Origin of the sequence: Clostridium sp. OM05-6BH (assembly GCF_003481635.1) — a bacterium.
Taxonomy (GTDB): domain Bacteria; phylum Bacillota; class Clostridia; order Lachnospirales; family Lachnospiraceae; genus Butyribacter.
This window is the reverse complement of sequence record NZ_QULH01000005.1, coordinates 58,514-74,780: the sequence shown is the minus strand read 5'-3', so window position 1 is coordinate 74,780 and position 16,267 is coordinate 58,514. Positions and strand designations below refer to the sequence as shown.

The following is a 16,267-nucleotide window of genomic DNA, read 5'->3' as shown; positions in this document are numbered from 1 at the left end:
TTTTCACGGTGATTTCTAAATTTTGTTGTCTCTGATCGTTGATTTACATGCCTTTCGGAAACTCGAAGTCCCGGAAGCAAGGTATTCATCATTTTTGAAAGGGACTTTGCGCTCGTCGTTACTTATGTCTCGTATTTCAGAGACATTAAGTAACGTGACGTAGCGCATCGTAGCGAAAGCGTCCCGTCCAAAAATGGATGATACCTTGCTAAACCGGGACATCTCAGACAATCCTTCAGGCATGTATTCATCAGAGACTTAACAAAATAGGAAATCACATGAAAACTCTGCGTTCTGCAGTAATTGCTTTAGTTTTTTTGATGGCAGGATAATTTACCTTGTTGGCTGCAAAATAGCTATTAGTTTTTTGACATAATAAGCAATATGTGGTCGTGTGAGATAATGAGGTATGGGAGGTTTGAATAAATTAATTTTGATTTGAAATACTATTCTTGAGATTATGGGAATCTTGAAAAATACCGGTTTTGGAAATTCCGTTTTGTTTGCGCTATTCTTATGCAAAATAAAGAAGCTCATAATTTCGACAAAACATTGATTATGTAAGGAGTTTATTATTGTTTGTAACTTAATTAACCATTGTACAGATGGCTAAAATAAAGGCTTTTTTGTGCAAAATATATAAGAAAGTGATAGAGAGGCAAATTATGTTAGATATAGTAATTATTGGCAGTGGTCCGGCGGGGCTATCTGCAGCCATATACGGTTCGCGGTCCGGTTTAGACATTCTTGTTATCGAAAAAATTTCTCACGGAGTTGGACAGATTGCAGAAGCTGACTGCATTAATAATTATTTAGGATTTTCGTCCATACGCGGTTTCGAACTGGGAATGCAATTTCGTACACACGCAGAAGCATGCGGCGTAAGATTTCAGGAAAGCGAAGCAATAAAGTTAGAACGAACTGATGCATGCTGGAAAATATATTCCAAAGATGGATCCTGCATCCAAAGTAAAACCGTGATCTATGCGGCAGGTGCCTCCCATCGCCATTTAAATGTTTTTGGCGAGGAAGCTCTTATCGGAAAAGGCGTTTCGTACTGTGCCACCTGTGATGGCACTTTTTATAAAGGAAAAGATGTGGCGGTAATTGGTGGTGGCAACACAGCAGTCGGCGACGCATTATATTTATCCGATCTCTGTCACAAAGTCTATTTAATTCATCGCCAAAACTCATTCCGTGCAAATACAGAATCGCTGACCAACTTGAAAAGCAAAAAAAATGTCCACATTATCACCCCTGCAAAAGTAACAAAGATCATCGGTGAAGAGGCAATGGGGGTATTCGCTGTGCAGGTCGAAACAAATAATTCTATTATTCCAAACGAGACACTTCACAAAACATCTGATATTCCGAACGAGACACTTTCTAAAACATCTGATATTCCGGTATCTGGCGTTTTTGTTGCCGTTGGCAGACAGCCCGCAACAGATATACTGCAAGGCATTGTACCATTAAACGAACAGGGATATATTGTTGCTGACGAAAACGGACGCACATCCCTGGACAATTTTTTTGCAGCAGGCGATGTACGCAGCAAAGAAAATCGACAGATTATAACAGCCGCGGCAGATGGCGCCAATGCAGCAATCAGTGCCGAAAAATATCTTACTGCAAGGATCTAAAATGTTATACATCTACCCTGCTCCGACATTTCGGGCCCGCAGGGTAGATTTCTCAACTATCTTTGTCTTGATTTCTCTACCCTGCCCCAGCGTTTCGGGCTCGCAGGGTAGATTTTTATATCAAATGAGGTAAACAGTCTTCTAGAATATAAAAAACAAGTCTCATGGAATCATTCTTCCATGAAACTTGTTTTAGTAATGCGGATAACAGGGTGCTAGACGTCCTGCGGACGTCTGTTAAGCACCGACCGGAGCGGAGCGGAGATGGAACCTCTGGTTCCACTCTCCGTCTGCGCGACGAAAAAGAGCCCTTGGGACTGTATGTCCCAAGAGCTCTTTTTATATCGTGCGGATAACAGGAGTTGAACCTGCACGTCTGTTGACACTAGAACCTAAATCTAGCGCGTCTGCCAATTCCGCCATATCCGCATATTAATTTTGCTCTGTTTCCTAACAATAACACATTGCAAAACAGACCTGCGCCCGCTTTTTCACAGCGCAAGTCTGATAATATCACATTTGAAATAAAATTGCAACTGGTACAGTCCCACAATTCACATTTCCATCTACGACTCATCGAATCACGACGAATCATAATTCAATTGGTGACTCGTCTTGTCCCAATCTATCACGGCGTATCTAATCCAACAACTCGCATCTGTTATACAATTACAGCATTTTCGCACGTAATTCTTCCCCACTCATACTGCTTAAGTATGCCGGTGGAATATCAAATACTGTCTTGCAGCCAAACTGTCCCTGCTCTGCCATGCGATAAGCAGCTCTAGCATAAGCAACAAGTACACTAGATGTAAATTCCGGATTGGAATCTAATTTTAAGCTATACTCAATGAGATGCTTATTTTCTTTATTCCAGCCGGTCACACCACTGCGCAATACAAAACCGCCATGAGGAATACCACTATGATTTTTCTTTAATTCTTCCTCGCTAATAAAGTGCACTGTTGTATCATAATCTGCGAAATAGTTCGGCATTGTCTTAATCTCCTGCTCAACTTTCGCAGCATCTGCACCATCTTCTAATACTACAAAACACTCTCGGGTATGTTTCTGTCTCGTTGTAAGCTCAGGATTTTCCCCGGCACGAACTGCCTCTAATGCACTTTCTACCGGGATCGTATACTGCTTTGCATCTTTAACGCCATCAATACGGCGAATCGCATCAGAATGTCCCTGGCTGACACCCTTGCCCCAAAACGTATAGTCTTTACCCTCTGTAAGAATTGCATTTCCATACAAGCGATTCAGCGAAAACATTCCCGGATCCCAGCCAACTGAAATCACAGCAACATGTTTGCTATCCGCTGCTGTCTTGTCCACGTCAGCGAAATGCTCTGGAATACGCGCATGTGTATCAAAGCTGTCAATCACATTAAAATACTGTGCATACTTCGGCGTCTGCTCCGGCAGATCAGTAGCACTTCCACCACACAAAATCATCACGTCAATTTTGTCTTTCCAATCCGTTATCTCATCAACCTTACAAACAGTTGCGCTATCGGTCAAAATAGATACCTGCGATGGGTCTCTTCGTGTAAAAACAGCAACCAGCTCCATGTCATCATTCTGACGGATTGCACACTCTACACCACGTCCCAGATTACCATAGCCTAAAATTCCAATTCGAATACTCATATTAATCTCCATTTCTATATAATTTTATGTTGCGAAGTATGCACTATCGCACACATTTCCAGTGTAATACATCTCTCCCAAATTTTCAACGTATCTCCTCTGCGGAATCTCCCACGTCTGCTGAAAACCGAGCAGAAATCCGATCATCACAGCTGCCATGCCTGAATCATTTCAGCCTGTCCCAAAAATCGTACCGTTGCATCTTTCTCCGGAAAAAAGATACGGCTGGTCATCACAATCTCACCATCATTGATATAAATCTCTAAAATAGAAACATCCATTAAAATCTGGATTTTATGAACTGCCTCGCACCTCGCCACGCGTTTACCACGCCCGGCACCACTATCATCAGTAAACTGTAATGTAACAAGCCCTTTCTCATAGGATAACGAGCATCCGGTGCCGATCTGCACACAAATAGCAGCCGATGATGAAGCGGCGATTCCGTCAAAGATCAGCTCTCCGCAACCATTATCCAGTACATATGATTCCTTTTCCGGCAAAATTTCTTTTTTCCTTAGCTGTCCCAATTCACGGATAGGTAATTGATAAATTTTCCCATTATGATAGCGAAGCTCGCGCGGCACTGTCAGACTATGCTGCCACCCTTCATTCGTAGGATTGCTGCTATATTCTGCATCTGGGACGCCCGCCCAGCCAATCAATATTCTTCTTCCAGCTGGTGTTTCGAATGTCTGTGGCGCATAAAAATCAAATCCCATGTCCCACTCTATAAATGACGCGTCCACAGTCCGGGTCTCTTTTGTTCCCTTAAATGACGCGTCCACAGTCCGGGTCTCTTCTGTTTCGATAAAATACCCGGACTGATAAATATTCTGATATTGCTCCGCCTCGGAAGGAACCCCCTGTGGGCACACTGCAAGAATGCGATGCCCATCCAACGCAAAGATATCCGGGCACTCCCACATATATCCGAAAGCTTTTTCTGTTGTGTAGAGCTGCTCAAAGTTAAAATGCTCCAAATCTGTTGACGAATAAAGCAACACCGCTCCCTTATCATCCTGCAGCCATGCCCCTAACACCATTCGAAATGTACCGTCAGTCATCTGAAACAACTTTGGATCGCGAACCTGATTCGTACATTCTGCCGGATAATCCGCATTCGTCAAAATACATTGTTTGGCAGAGAAGTGTTCCCCATCCTCAGATATCACGCGGATCACATTCGCTCCACGGCCGGAATGGATATAATCATGATCTCCCTCTTCCTCCACATTTCCGGTATAAAACAAATACATCTTGTCCTTCCATACAATGGCTGAACCGGAAAATACACCATCTTTATCATAGGTTTCATCCGGCAAAAATGGTGCTCCCTCATATTTATACTGCACTAAATCCTTGCTTGTATAATGTCCCCACAGTTTCATTCCGCCATTCACGGCAAACGGAGAATATTGAAAAAACACATGATACCTGTCCCCAAAATAGGACAGACCATTAGGATCGTTTAACCATCCTACCGGTGCCATAAGATGGAAATGGCAGCGATACTTCTCTGCTGCCACTTTCTGCATATTTTCCTGTTCAAAACGTCGCAATATCTCCGGCAAATCGTCTTTTCTCTGCTGTAATGACATTCCCTGTGCTCTTTTTTCCATAGTCAACCTCTTTATATTCTAATAATTGCGCACTGAGGCTCATTATATCATTTCGGTCGTGTACACATATGATACATTGCCAATATCTTTTAACTTCTTCAGTTCCTTACCGATATCTTCCACGTAATATCCATAAATATGCAAACCATCTTTCTGAATACTATCAATCACTGAAGCATAATCCGTTTTCCCAGTGCCCTGATCGTTCTCGATCATTTTCACAATGTCATCGTTATCTTGCAAATATTGTAACATACTTGTCATGTGTTTGGTAACATCTTTTTCCTCCAAAACATTTTTCTTGGCGGATTCCTGCTCAGCAAGTGAAAATGCCGTCAGCAGCGGATATTTTTTTTGGTCAAAAGCAAGACTGCTGCAACTGGTGTACATACGAAATCCTATATTCCCTATATTGTACGTTGTATATTTGCTTTCCGTTTGGTCTTTATTTTTTACACTGATCGCGCACCAGGTCGGCTCAAGATCATTCTTTTCCGCCAATGCTTTGAATTCAGAAAATGAATATACTTTATCCAAGCTGACATAGGCATGGTACATTTTTTCATCCTCCAACTTAGACAGCTCATCAAATACTTCTTTCTTCGTTCCGGCAATCCCTTCCGGCGTCGCCGCACTGGCTGTCGTCATCTCGCTTGGTGGATAAAAAACATTTGAGAATGGTTTTTGTACAATATTGGGATTATACAAAACCATATCATTTTTCGTGATCCTTCCTCCCACGTACTCAAAAATACCATTGTGAGAACTCGTCTGGTTGATCACGATGTCATAATTGCCATAGCCGCTTCCTGTTGCGGCCGCAGAATCGCGATAGTTCTCCGGCAAAAACAACTCTGAATACACGGATATGTCCAAGGACAATTGATTGGTTTTATTTCCCTCTTCTGTGCCGACAATTTTATTTGGATCATAATACATGGCATCCTGGATCTTTGGAAGTGCAAACACCAAGAAACATACAATTCCTATAACGATCACTCCGGTAATAACACCATACTTAATAAATGTACGGCGTATTGCCCGCCTGATCAACTTCGTAAACTCTGCCTCCTGTCCGCCTTTTGGCACTGCAGCACCCACAATATTGACGTTTTGTCCGTCTTTCGGCACACTTCCATCTGTACTTTCGGTAGTTTGACCCCCGTCCTGTTCTACCTGTTCCTCAAACTCCATCTCCTCATTATCAAACAAATACTCGCTGATCGCATCCTGTTTCTCAATGTCTTGGCGTACCTGTTTGCGCTGTTCTTCCGGCAATTCCCCTGCCTTATATTTTTGCAATAATTCCCTATAGTTCATAACCCTGTCCCTCCATATAATTTTTCATCTGCTTCTTAGCACGATGTGCCGACACCCTTACATTTTCCGGTGTCATGTGAAGCACCTTAGCAATTTCTTTTTGTCCCAAGCCTCCAAAATACTGCATCATAACAATCTCTCGCTGCCGCTCCGGCAAATGCTCAATCGCATGATACAACAAGCGATTTCTTTCTTTCGACAGAATATTTTCTAATGGTATATTTGCCCTATCTTCCGTTTCGTTCTCATACTCGTCCACATACATGACTCGTCTGTTTTTGGACACCTCATTATAATACAGGTTGCGCGCCACCGTATATAACCATGCCCGCATGTTGGTATGACTTTGATCCAGCGAAAGCAGTGCTTTCAGAAATGTTTCCTGCGTCAGATCCGCTGCCCACTCATGATTTTTGCACAATGCATATACATACAAATATATTTCCTGATAATATGCATCGTACAACTTTTCTAAAAGCTGTTTATCCACTTTGTCAAGCTCCCCCTCCTTTCCTCATCTCGCACGTTGCTGCAGATGGCGATTTTTCGTGCTATCTACCAATATAACAGATGAGTCATCGAAATGTTACACCATTTTCTAATTTTATTTTTAAAAGATTAGGGTGTTCATCATTTATGAAAGGGACTTTGCCATCTTTCCTTTTGACAGTATAATCCTATAGAGGTTATACTGCTATCTAGATGCTAATACAACAAATAAGAAATCACCGGTCATATGACTTGTCAGATTTATGATACATTTTAGATACATATGGTCGGTATAGTAAACGTGTGTTGAAGTTATGAGAATTTTCACACACAACTGTGTAAACACGAGAGGACTTCCGGTCATAATACGCCTGATAGGGGACAGGCCGTATATAATAACCGTGACAGATATTGGACAAAGCTATGAGTAAAATATTGATTGTAGAAGATGAAGAGGCTATTTCGAATCTGATTCGTATGAGTCTCTGCAAAACCGGTTACATATGTGAACAGGCATTTGATGGCGAAACTGCTGCAGACCTGATTGCAGAAAACAGTTACGACCTCATTTTGCTGGATATCATGCTGCCGGGCATTGACGGCTATGAATTGCTTGACTATATCAAGACGGCAGAAATGCCGGTCATTTTTATTACGGCGATGGGCACGTTAGATGACAAAGTGAAAGGTTTGAGGGCAGGAGCGGATGACTACATTACAAAACCATTTGAAATGATGGAATTGTTAGCACGTGTAGAAACCGTTCTGAGACGTTATCACAAAAGTGAGGAGAGGATCACGATTTTTGATACTGTCATCGACGTTCCATCACGTACCGTAACCAAACAAGGGAAGCAGATCATGCTGACACTCAAGGAGTTTGAGCTGCTTCTCTTCTTAGTGCGCAATAAAAATATCGCATTATATCGTGAAACTATTTATGAGAACATTTGGCAGAATGAATATATGGGTGACGGTCGCACTGTAGATCTCCATATACAGCGGCTGCGCAAAAAACTACACTGGGAAGATAAAATAAAAACCGTATATAAAGTAGGGTATCGACTTGAAGTTGACATTGCGGAAGTGTAAAACGATCATCAAAATGACAGATAGCGGTTTAATGTCAACATGGAGGGAGCATAAAACAATATGAAATTTTATTGGAAAATTTTTATCAGTTTTTTTATCTTGATCGCAACTGCTTTTAGTATTTGCGGAACCTGGATGATTTCTGCGTCCTTTCGAGCTTCCTATCATCGAGAGATTGAGTCCGGCAACAGCAAAAACGAAATGGTCCGCATGTCTCTAGGCAATATTGTCGGCTCTATGCCTGCGGATTATTTTACTAAACACAAAAATGCCATGAAAGAGATCTGTTCATCCTTTGCGGTAAGTTTTGGAGGGGATTCCGATTTTTTCACAATATATGATGACCGGCGAAACGTTGTTTACTCCTCCGGAAAACCGCAGAACAACGATGTTCTCTTTACTAAAGCAGGGAAAAACAAGTCCGCACGCAAAATATATAAAAGTAAAGATACGTATTATTTACGTATCGTAAGCTATACGATATTACCAAGCGATCTGAAAGGTTATTACGTAGAAACTGTTACAAATATCAATAACATTTATTTGCAGCGTCAGGAAATGACTCGCATGTACCACTATATCATGTTTATCATATTGGTGTCCTGCATGATCCTTTCTCTGGCTTTGTCATATTTTTTGACATATCGCGTGCGTGTCCTTTCGGCTTCCACGCGCAGTTTCGCAGATGGCGATCTGAATAGTCGTGTCCAAGTTCATGGACAGGATGAAATTGCTACTCTGGCGGCTGATTTTAATCGCATGGCTGATAGTCTGCAGGAAAAAATTGATGAGATATCCATGCACGCCAAAAATCAAGAAGCATTTACGGCAGCGTTTGCACACGAATTAAAAACGCCGCTCACTTCCATTATCGGCTATGCCGAGTTATTACGCACGATGGATCTGTCGCAGGAAGAAAAGTGGCAGGCGGCAGACTATATCTTTTCACAGGGAAAACGCTTGGAATCCTTGTCATACAAACTGTTAGATCTATTTGTTTTGCAACAGCAGGAGCTTACCTTTGCACCGGTTTCATCGTCAGAACTTACCGATGCAATCGTTCCAATGATGAAACAAAATCTTGCAGCCAAAGACGTGATGTTATCAATGCATCTCGCTCCTGCAACGCTATATGGCGACAAAGATCTACTCTTATCACTGCTTATCAATCTGATCGACAACGCCAGAAAGGCTTCCTCGTCTGGCGATACGATCACTGTGCTTGGTTATTCCGACAATGACTATTACTGCATCAGCGTACAGGATACCGGCAAGGGAATTCCCGCAGATGAAATCGACAATATTACAAAACCTTTTTATATGGTAGATAAATCCCGCTCCCGCAAAGAGGGTGGAGCCGGGCTTGGTATGTCGCTTTGTTATGAGATTCTGCGCCTTCATCATGCGCAGTGGCATATCGAAAGTGAACTTCATATCGGTACAACGATCACTATTACCATCCCGCAAACCGGAAAGGAGTAGCATATGAAAAAACAGTTACGAATTGTATTAACCTTTTTACTGGTGGCTGCATTTTTTATTACTGCAGAAATCATTCCTGAGATCACGAATCACCTGACTGACCAAAAAACGACCAATGCCATTACGGTTTCACACGATTCCACTCAGACTACACCCACTAAAGTCAATCTGTCTTACAAAGAGCGTCTCGCTATTTTTTCATCCGAAACGATCGCTGCCTCGGAAATTTTGACAACGGCAAAGGCAGAAACTTTGACAGAATATGATGAGTCATTTTTTGAGAAACTGCAAAAACAACTTCATAAACTTTACTCCTTTCACCTTATTCCCGACGATCTAACGGTGAAAGATCTGGAAAATATGTTTCAATCCGCCACTTATTTATCCATCCGTAATTATTTAGAAACGGACAGTTTCTGTGTTTGGGAACTTTCTTTCTTGAAAGAATCTAACAAGCAATCTTATTCTTTGCGTTTTGATGTAGAGCAGGAAAAAATCTACTATGTATCAATGGGAAACATACCTATAAAAGAGATTTTGACAAAGTCCGATTCGACACAGTATAATGCAGTCCCATTAACGGGACACGTGACCGCCTCCCACATTTTGCAAGGAAACGACAGTCCAATGCGGTATCAAGCAACACCTATGGGAGAAAGCAAAAAATCTCTTTTGTCCGAAAAAATTGACCGCTACGCTAAGCGTCTTCTAAAATACTATGGTGCTTCGATAAATCGTGATGTTTCCGCACAGTATTCCAGTGAAGATGACTATAAGGAAGCCCACTACTATTTTACAATAAAATCTTACAAATACAATATCCCGGTTACCATCATAACCTCTCAAAACTATGCGGGTATTGAGAATTATCTCACATTCTCTTTCGGTAACTTTTATTCTGATTTTATGACTTCTAATGGTACATCACAGATGGTCGATGGTTAATGGGATGGGATGATAACTCCCTTGCGTTGCGAATTTGTGATGATACAACTTAGATACCTTTTCTTGCAAAATCGGATGCAATCTTTTGTTTTAATAAGAATATAAAACAGGATCAGGCAAGGAGGAATTTATAAGATGAGGTATAAAAGAAGTCATTTGATCGGATTATTTGCAGCACTATTAGTGCTGGTTACTATTTTAGGGGGAGGAATATTGTTGGTGATCAAGGAAGATCACGCATCTGCCGGATCTACGGAAGGCGCTGCTTATCATTTTCAGGGAACAGATCAACCGCAGGCCACGCGCAGCCATAAATACCACACAAATCTCAACCACAAGCAAACTCTGATCTTAGTGAACAAAGATCATGCATTATCAAAGGACTACTCGGTCCAACTCAAAACATTAAAAAATGGCATTCAGGTTGCCAAAGTGATATATCCGCATCTTCGTGATATGTGGTTTGACTGTGAAGCCGCTAATCCTAATTATTCTATCAATGTAGTAAGCGGTTATCGTACCCGTCAAAAACAAACAATACTCCTTTCCGAGGAAATCCGCAAAAATGAGCGTGCCGGAATGAGTTATCGTTCCGCTAAAAAAGATGCTTTGCGAAGTGTTGCACCTGCCGATTATAGCGAACACGAAACCGGACTGTGCGTGGATATCACCGCTTCCGATCATCTGCAGCTTGACAATGGGCAGGCACAAACCCCGGAAAATCAATGGCTGCGCAAACACTGTGCCGATTACGGCTTTATTCTCCGTTATCCAAAGCATAAAGAAAAAGTTACCGGCTATATGTACGAGTCTTGGCATTTTCGCTATGTTGGCAAAAAAGCCGCCAAAAAGATCATGCGTGAAAAAATTACGTTAGAAGAATATCTTCAGGAATAGACAAAATGCTCCCATCTTTTGGGAGCATTTTGTCTAAATCTTTGCCATCCTCTTGAGACAATACTAAAATACCACTACTAACAACATCTTAAACTGCTCTTTGCCGTATACCGCATGTGGATGTTTTGCGGGCATTACGATCGACTCTCCTTCGTGCAGCTCATATTCCACACCATCAATCGTAATTTCTCCAACTCCATCCAAACAGGTTACAAACGCATCTCCACCGGATTCATGGGTACTAATCTCTTCGTCCTTATCAAAGGCAAACAATGTTACACTAAGCGCATCGTTCTGTGCAAGCGTCTTGCTGACTACCTGTCCTGTCTGATAGGACACCTGTTCTTTCAGTACCATTACCTGTGCCTTGTCCATGTTTTTGATCATACTCATCGCTTTTTCCTCCATTCTTTTTTCTTTATTACGTTATTATAACCACATTTTTAATAAAACACTACTTGGAGGCATCTACAATTTTTTACACCTCCTCTTCTGAAATAACTAATTTCTCCGCGATCTCCGCTACAGTCATATGAAGTTCCTCATATAAAATCTCAACTTTTCCTTCAATCTTTCCTTCCCGGAAGGGAAGCCATACAAATATGCTTATTCGGTGCATATACCATATGTTCATACACTTCATCCGTCACAACAAATGATTGTCATCATGGCACACATCATAGCTTCCGTTCCATAAAATGTGTTCCTTCCGTTATGCACCGTACTTTTTCTTGTGCACTTTTTCTCTCTAATAAATATCCTTCGTCTCAACAGAAGCTTTTAATTCATTGGCAAGCTCATATATATTGTTGAGTATTATTTTACAATCATTCATGCCCTCTACCGTGGAATCTGATACCTTGATGCCCTCCGCAGATGCAGCCGCAACCTCTTCTCCTGTTGCCGACAGATGTGATATATTATCCGATATCACTGACGTTGAATCAAGTATTTTATTGATGCTCTGCTCTGCAACATGTATGCTTGACATCAGCACATCCATTGTATTGCCTACTTCAACAAATGTTTTTTCTGTTTCATCAATAAGTGCGTTCTGTTTATCAACGGATAACACAGATTCATTGATACTCTCGTTCGCTTTTTGGGTATCTTCGTTCAGCTTCTGTATGATATTTGTAATACTTTCAGAAGCCTTCTTGGTCTGTTCCGAAAGCTGACGGATTTCCTCCGCAACGACCGCAAACCCCTTTCCCGCTTCTCCTGCGCGGGCTGCCTCAATCGACGCATTCAGTGCAAGAAGATTTGTCCTTGCGGATATATTAACGATATCACCAACAAAATTCTGTACATCATTAACCTTCTCTGTAAGACCACTTATTACATCAACAATGATATTACTTGCGTCCTGTACATTCTGTGCCTGTTCTTTTAATTGACCAACAACCACCTTGCTGTTATTTACCGATTCATCTGTCTTGTCAGATGCACTTATCATCTGATTAATTTCTTTTTCCGCCATATCCGTGTTTTCCTGAATCTCAGAACACATAACCGCCTGTCTCTGGATTGCCTCTGCCGTACTTTCCGTGCTGTCTGCGATATCCCCCATAGAGCTGTGGCTGATATCTATACTTTTCTCAAGTTCATTCAGCATAGTCATCGCTTTTTCAAACTCGTCAGAAATATTATCCGCAATAGCAACCATTTTCGTATTGCTTTCATTCTGTTTTGCAGCCGCCTCCTCAATCTGGGATACCTTCTCGCCAAAATACTGAATCAATAGATTCGCTATATTGATCGATATGATCGTCACAAGAATGATTACAAGGATAGCTAATATCCTGCTTGATAACAGTTCCGAATTGCTACTGTCAAAATCCCTTATTAATCGCACAACATTTGCTAATATAACTAAACCATTGGCACAATACATCAATCTTTTATTAAGATAAACCATAACGGAAATAATCATCGGAATTCCATATGTCCACACGGTATCCGTAGAATTCAGTAATACAACAACAACATATCCAATCGCTATATTTACTGATAATAGAACCTCACATATATGTGTTTTCTTTTTCATTATGTATGCTGCGATTGATGCAGTCATAACAACCAACGCTGTGATAAACTGTATTATAATCCTGCCTGCCCGTTCTCCCTTTGAAACTCCTAATGCCGCTAAGACTGTTACTGCAATAAACCCAAATACTATCAGAATCGTGATCAGTACCATCCTGTTTGCTCTCTGATATTGATTTTCTGTCATATTTTTCCTCCTCGTTCTCCTTATAAATTTTCCTATACCTTCATAACCTTGCATACAACAAATAATTATTTCTGTTTACAGTACCATACCAGTTTTATTATATCGCAGATTATGTTGATTTCAAGATTTTTTTATCGGCACCGGTCACTTTTTCTATGTGAAGACAAGAGAATACCCCATTTATATGCAATCCATTTGACGCACTTTTCATTTTGTAAACCCATTTTTAGTCCTATTTCTTTCCGGCTTATACTCCGACAGAAATAATCCTATCAAAGTAAGTACCGTTCCTATTTCGGCTAATAAGGTCAGTTTCTCATGTAAAATTAGTACAGAAGTAATGACCGTTATCACCGGAACCATATAGATATAAACGTATCTCCTTTAGAATATCTTTTCTCAGTTTTTAAACAATGAGAATAGCAGTTAACATGCCACTATTCCCATTTTATCTAGTGTTTTTTATCATTTACGATAAAAAGTATAACGGATCTTTTTTCTTTATTACGTTATTATAACCACATTTTATTAGATATGTTATAATCTGTTACGGAATAATGGCCACACATATTTAGATCCCAGCATTGCAATTGTCCCGCCGATCAACACACCCAACGTATTTAGTATGACATCGTCGATATCCGTTCCTCTTTGTATAAAGATTTGTTCCATCTCTATAATTATAGAAAGCAAAACGCCACTACCGGTAATACGTTTGAGTGATTTCTGATACCAAGGAAAAAACCACGCTATTACTCCATATGGGACAAATAATCCGATATTGGCAAGCAGATTTAAGTCTGAAACATCCTTCCAATGAGATACATTGGCATTTTCTGATTGAAACAAAAATGTACCTATTGTTTTGAAGGGTATGAAATTGATCCTTCCATTTCCCCACCTATCACAAATAAAATAAAATTTCCCACTGGATTCTATTCCCATATGTATGTTTGGCAGCATAGTATAGCCCAACAAAGTAACCATATAAGTCAATGTAACACAATACAATATTTCTTTGCCGACATACACTTCCTTTTTCATCATTGCCAAATAAATTCCTTTTAATACGATATAAACAACCGCAACAAGAAACGCTCTTTGAACAGCCTCCTGTAAATATAATTTAATCAGCATAACCTTCTCTCCTCCCCTTAATACACCTGTCATTGACACATTCTTCTCTCATCCAGATGCAGCAGATCATCCGTCTACTTCTTATGATATAAGCAGATCATTGATATTTTTTCTTAGCTCTTCTATATAATACAAAAAATACCGGAATAAGGAAAGCATCTGCAAAAATCCATGCGAGATCATTTGCCAGACAAACACCCATAAACCCGATCATACTTACTACAAGCGTACCTGCCAAGGTTCTTGCCGCCATTTCAAACACCCCGGCCAATATAGCGATCGCCGAATACCCCATTCCCTGTATCGTAAAACGAACTGTATTCACTAAAGTAAGCAAAGAATATCCGGCTGTTGTTACGATCATATACTGATACGCATATTTTACGGCTTTCACTTCCTTTGCACTAAGAAATAATAACGTCATCGGCTTGCCAAACAATAAAACAATGACAAGCAGCACTGCAGACACGCCAAAACCCATGAGAGACGCTGCCAAAAGTCCCTTGCCAATACGCTTCGGTTTGCCGGCTCCCATATTTTGTCCAACGTATGGTGCCATTGTCTGTCCCAGTGCCTCGATCGGACAGGATACAAAATTACCAAGCTTATTCGCTGCCGTCACTCCGGCTACCACTGTAGATCCAAAACCGTTCACTGCTGCCTGGATCACAAGTGTTCCTATCGCTGTGATCGAATACTGCATTCCCATCGGGATTCCAACCGCACATAAACGCATCATATACTTTGACAACGGTTTCCACTCTTCTTTCGTTCCCCGCAGGATTGGAAAATGCTTTCCAATATACCACAGACAACACAACCCGGAGATTCCCTGTGCCAGCACAGTCGCCAGTGCAGCTCCTTTGACGCCCATACGAAATACAATGATAAATACGAGATCCAGTCCAATATTGAGGACAGATGCCAATGCCAAAAAGATCACCGGCGTTTTGCTGTCTCCCAAAGAGCGGATCAGTGCCGCCAATATATTATACAGAAAAGTGCATGGTATTCCTAAAAAAATGATCAACATATACCAATATGTATAGGAAAAAATATCCTCCGGCGTTTTCATAAAGCGCAAGATATCTCCGCACAAAATTGACACGATCACTGTCATAACAACAGAAAATGCAAGACAAAGCCATGTAGCATTCGCCACAAAACGACGAAGTGCAGAATAATCCTTGGCACCAAGTTTCTGTGCTACCGGAATGGCAAATCCATTGCATACACCAATACAAAATCCAATCACCATAAAGTTTAACGACCCTGTCGCACCAACTCCGGCCAATGGTTTCATTCCTAAAAATTTACCAACGATCATTGTGTCTACCATGCTGTAAAACTGCTGAAACAATAATCCTAAAAACATTGGAACCGCAAATTCCAAGATCAATCTTGCCGGTGATCCTTCGGTCAGATTTTTTGTCTGTTTCTGTGTCCTTTCCATCATTTCAATTCCTCCCAATGAAATAATTGTATATGTCAATAATGATCCACTCAAATTTCCCCATTCCACAGTGGGCAAAAAAAAAGGACTGCAGCGTACACAGTCCTTAAAGGAGAAGGTATGAAAAAAAAATCTAAGCTACCAGTGAGTCGACATTTACTCTCTGATATGGTTATTATTATAGGGTGGAATTATGAACGTGAAATGTTATAGTTATTAATATTTTGTAAACATTATTTTTTGTATGAAATCATTGCTTTTGTACACACTAAATAGAGCACTTCCGCCGTCTAAAATT

Annotated in this window: 15 protein-coding genes and 1 tRNA gene; 5 read left to right on the top strand and 11 right to left on the bottom strand. The window is 40.8% G+C overall.

Annotated features, from left to right (window positions below; all coding sequences use genetic code 11):
- Positions 1-665 precede the first annotated feature (665 nt).
- Positions 666-1,643: an FAD-dependent oxidoreductase gene (locus DXB73_RS06520; RefSeq protein WP_182448205.1), complete on the top strand. Its 978-nt coding sequence runs from the start codon at positions 666-668 to the stop codon at positions 1,641-1,643.
- Positions 1,644-1,990: 347 nt separating this feature from the next.
- On the opposite strand, the gene DXB73_RS06515 is transcribed toward DXB73_RS06520, so the two are convergent.
- The 5 genes from DXB73_RS06515 to DXB73_RS06495 form a co-directional block, all read right to left on the bottom strand.
- Positions 1,991-2,072, bottom strand: a tRNA-Leu gene (locus DXB73_RS06515).
- A 240-nt stretch (positions 2,073-2,312) separates the two neighbouring features.
- On the bottom strand, positions 2,313-3,299 hold the full coding sequence (locus DXB73_RS06510; protein WP_118690517.1) for a diaminopimelate dehydrogenase: 987 nt from the start codon (positions 3,297-3,299) through the stop codon (positions 2,313-2,315).
- Between the two features lie 146 nt (positions 3,300-3,445).
- Positions 3,446-4,921: a glycoside hydrolase family 32 protein gene (locus DXB73_RS06505; protein WP_118690516.1), complete on the bottom strand. Its 1,476-nt coding sequence runs from the start codon at positions 4,919-4,921 to the stop codon at positions 3,446-3,448.
- Positions 4,922-4,963: 42 nt separating this feature from the next.
- Positions 4,964-6,241, bottom strand: coding sequence for an anti-sigma factor C-terminal domain-containing protein (locus DXB73_RS06500; protein WP_118690515.1), 1,278 nt, complete (start codon positions 6,239-6,241; stop codon positions 4,964-4,966).
- Entirely contained in the window at positions 6,231-6,731 is a 501-nt protein-coding gene (locus DXB73_RS06495) for an RNA polymerase sigma factor (RefSeq protein WP_118690514.1), read from the bottom strand. The genes DXB73_RS06500 and DXB73_RS06495 overlap by 11 nt, the downstream gene beginning before the upstream one ends.
- Positions 6,732-7,153: 422 nt before the next feature.
- Between DXB73_RS06495 and DXB73_RS06490 the strand changes: the two genes are divergently transcribed.
- From DXB73_RS06490 to DXB73_RS06475, 4 genes are all read left to right on the top strand, one after another.
- Positions 7,154-7,822 (top strand): response regulator transcription factor, encoded by a 669-nt coding sequence (locus DXB73_RS06490; protein WP_118690513.1) that lies wholly within the window; start codon positions 7,154-7,156, stop codon positions 7,820-7,822.
- Between the two features lie 60 nt (positions 7,823-7,882).
- On the top strand, positions 7,883-9,304 hold the full coding sequence (locus tag DXB73_RS06485; protein WP_118690512.1) for a HAMP domain-containing sensor histidine kinase: 1,422 nt from the start codon (positions 7,883-7,885) through the stop codon (positions 9,302-9,304).
- A 3-nt stretch (positions 9,305-9,307) separates the two neighbouring features.
- Complete coding sequence (locus DXB73_RS06480; protein WP_118690511.1) at positions 9,308-10,249, top strand: hypothetical protein; 942 nt, start codon at positions 9,308-9,310, stop codon at positions 10,247-10,249.
- A 135-nt stretch (positions 10,250-10,384) separates the two neighbouring features.
- A complete protein-coding gene (locus tag DXB73_RS06475; RefSeq protein WP_118690510.1) occupies positions 10,385-11,146 on the top strand; it encodes a M15 family metallopeptidase in 762 nt (253 codons plus the stop codon).
- Positions 11,147-11,209: 63 nt separating this feature from the next.
- Here DXB73_RS06475 and DXB73_RS06470 read toward each other — a convergent pair whose 3' ends face one another.
- The 6 genes from DXB73_RS06470 to DXB73_RS06450 all read right to left on the bottom strand — a co-directional run bounded on the left by DXB73_RS06470 (position 11,210) and on the right by DXB73_RS06450 (position 15,972).
- A complete protein-coding gene (locus tag DXB73_RS06470) occupies positions 11,210-11,539 on the bottom strand; it encodes a cupin domain-containing protein (RefSeq protein WP_182448206.1) in 330 nt (109 codons plus the stop codon).
- An 85-nt stretch (positions 11,540-11,624) separates the two neighbouring features.
- On the bottom strand, positions 11,625-11,780 hold the full coding sequence (locus DXB73_RS14505) for a hypothetical protein (protein WP_182448207.1): 156 nt from the start codon (positions 11,778-11,780) through the stop codon (positions 11,625-11,627).
- Between the two features lie 114 nt (positions 11,781-11,894).
- A complete protein-coding gene (locus tag DXB73_RS06465) occupies positions 11,895-13,379 on the bottom strand; it encodes a methyl-accepting chemotaxis protein (protein ID WP_118690509.1) in 1,485 nt (494 codons plus the stop codon).
- 207 nt (positions 13,380-13,586) lie between these two features.
- Complete coding sequence (locus DXB73_RS06460; protein ID WP_118690508.1) at positions 13,587-13,742, bottom strand: EamA family transporter; 156 nt, start codon at positions 13,740-13,742, stop codon at positions 13,587-13,589.
- Between the two features lie 174 nt (positions 13,743-13,916).
- Positions 13,917-14,516 (bottom strand): VanZ family protein, encoded by a 600-nt coding sequence (locus DXB73_RS06455; protein WP_182448208.1) that lies wholly within the window; start codon positions 14,514-14,516, stop codon positions 13,917-13,919.
- Positions 14,517-14,613: 97 nt separating this feature from the next.
- On the bottom strand, positions 14,614-15,972 hold the full coding sequence (locus DXB73_RS06450) for an MATE family efflux transporter (protein WP_243103983.1): 1,359 nt from the start codon (positions 15,970-15,972) through the stop codon (positions 14,614-14,616).
- Positions 15,973-16,267: the final 295 nt, after the last annotated feature.

What these genes read in the sequence shown, in the direction of transcription:
- DXB73_RS06520 (WP_182448205.1), top strand. Translation starts at nt 666, where the DNA reads ATGTTAGATATAGTAATTATTGGCAGTGGTCCGGCGGGGCTATCTGCA.
- DXB73_RS06510 (WP_118690517.1), bottom strand. Translation starts at nt 3,299, where the DNA reads ATGAGTATTCGAATTGGAATTTTAGGCTATGGTAATCTGGGACGTGGT.
- DXB73_RS06505 (WP_118690516.1), bottom strand. Translation starts at nt 4,921, where the DNA reads ATGGAAAAAAGAGCACAGGGAATGTCATTACAGCAGAGAAAAGACGAT.
- DXB73_RS06500 (WP_118690515.1), bottom strand. Translation starts at nt 6,241, where the DNA reads ATGAACTATAGGGAATTATTGCAAAAATATAAGGCAGGGGAATTGCCG.
- DXB73_RS06490 (WP_118690513.1), top strand. Translation starts at nt 7,154, where the DNA reads ATGAGTAAAATATTGATTGTAGAAGATGAAGAGGCTATTTCGAATCTG.
- DXB73_RS06485 (WP_118690512.1), top strand. Translation starts at nt 7,883, where the DNA reads ATGAAATTTTATTGGAAAATTTTTATCAGTTTTTTTATCTTGATCGCA.
- DXB73_RS06480 (WP_118690511.1), top strand. Translation starts at nt 9,308, where the DNA reads ATGAAAAAACAGTTACGAATTGTATTAACCTTTTTACTGGTGGCTGCA.
- DXB73_RS06475 (WP_118690510.1), top strand. Translation starts at nt 10,385, where the DNA reads ATGAGGTATAAAAGAAGTCATTTGATCGGATTATTTGCAGCACTATTA.
- DXB73_RS06470 (WP_182448206.1), bottom strand. Translation starts at nt 11,539, where the DNA reads ATGAGTATGATCAAAAACATGGACAAGGCACAGGTAATGGTACTGAAA.
- DXB73_RS14505 (WP_182448207.1), bottom strand. Translation starts at nt 11,780, where the DNA reads ATGAACATATGGTATATGCACCGAATAAGCATATTTGTATGGCTTCCC.
- DXB73_RS06465 (WP_118690509.1), bottom strand. Translation starts at nt 13,379, where the DNA reads ATGACAGAAAATCAATATCAGAGAGCAAACAGGATGGTACTGATCACG.
- DXB73_RS06460 (WP_118690508.1), bottom strand. Translation starts at nt 13,742, where the DNA reads ATGGTTCCGGTGATAACGGTCATTACTTCTGTACTAATTTTACATGAG.
- DXB73_RS06455 (WP_182448208.1), bottom strand. Translation starts at nt 14,516, where the DNA reads ATGCTGATTAAATTATATTTACAGGAGGCTGTTCAAAGAGCGTTTCTT.
- DXB73_RS06450 (WP_243103983.1), bottom strand. Translation starts at nt 15,972, where the DNA reads ATGATGGAAAGGACACAGAAACAGACAAAAAATCTGACCGAAGGATCA.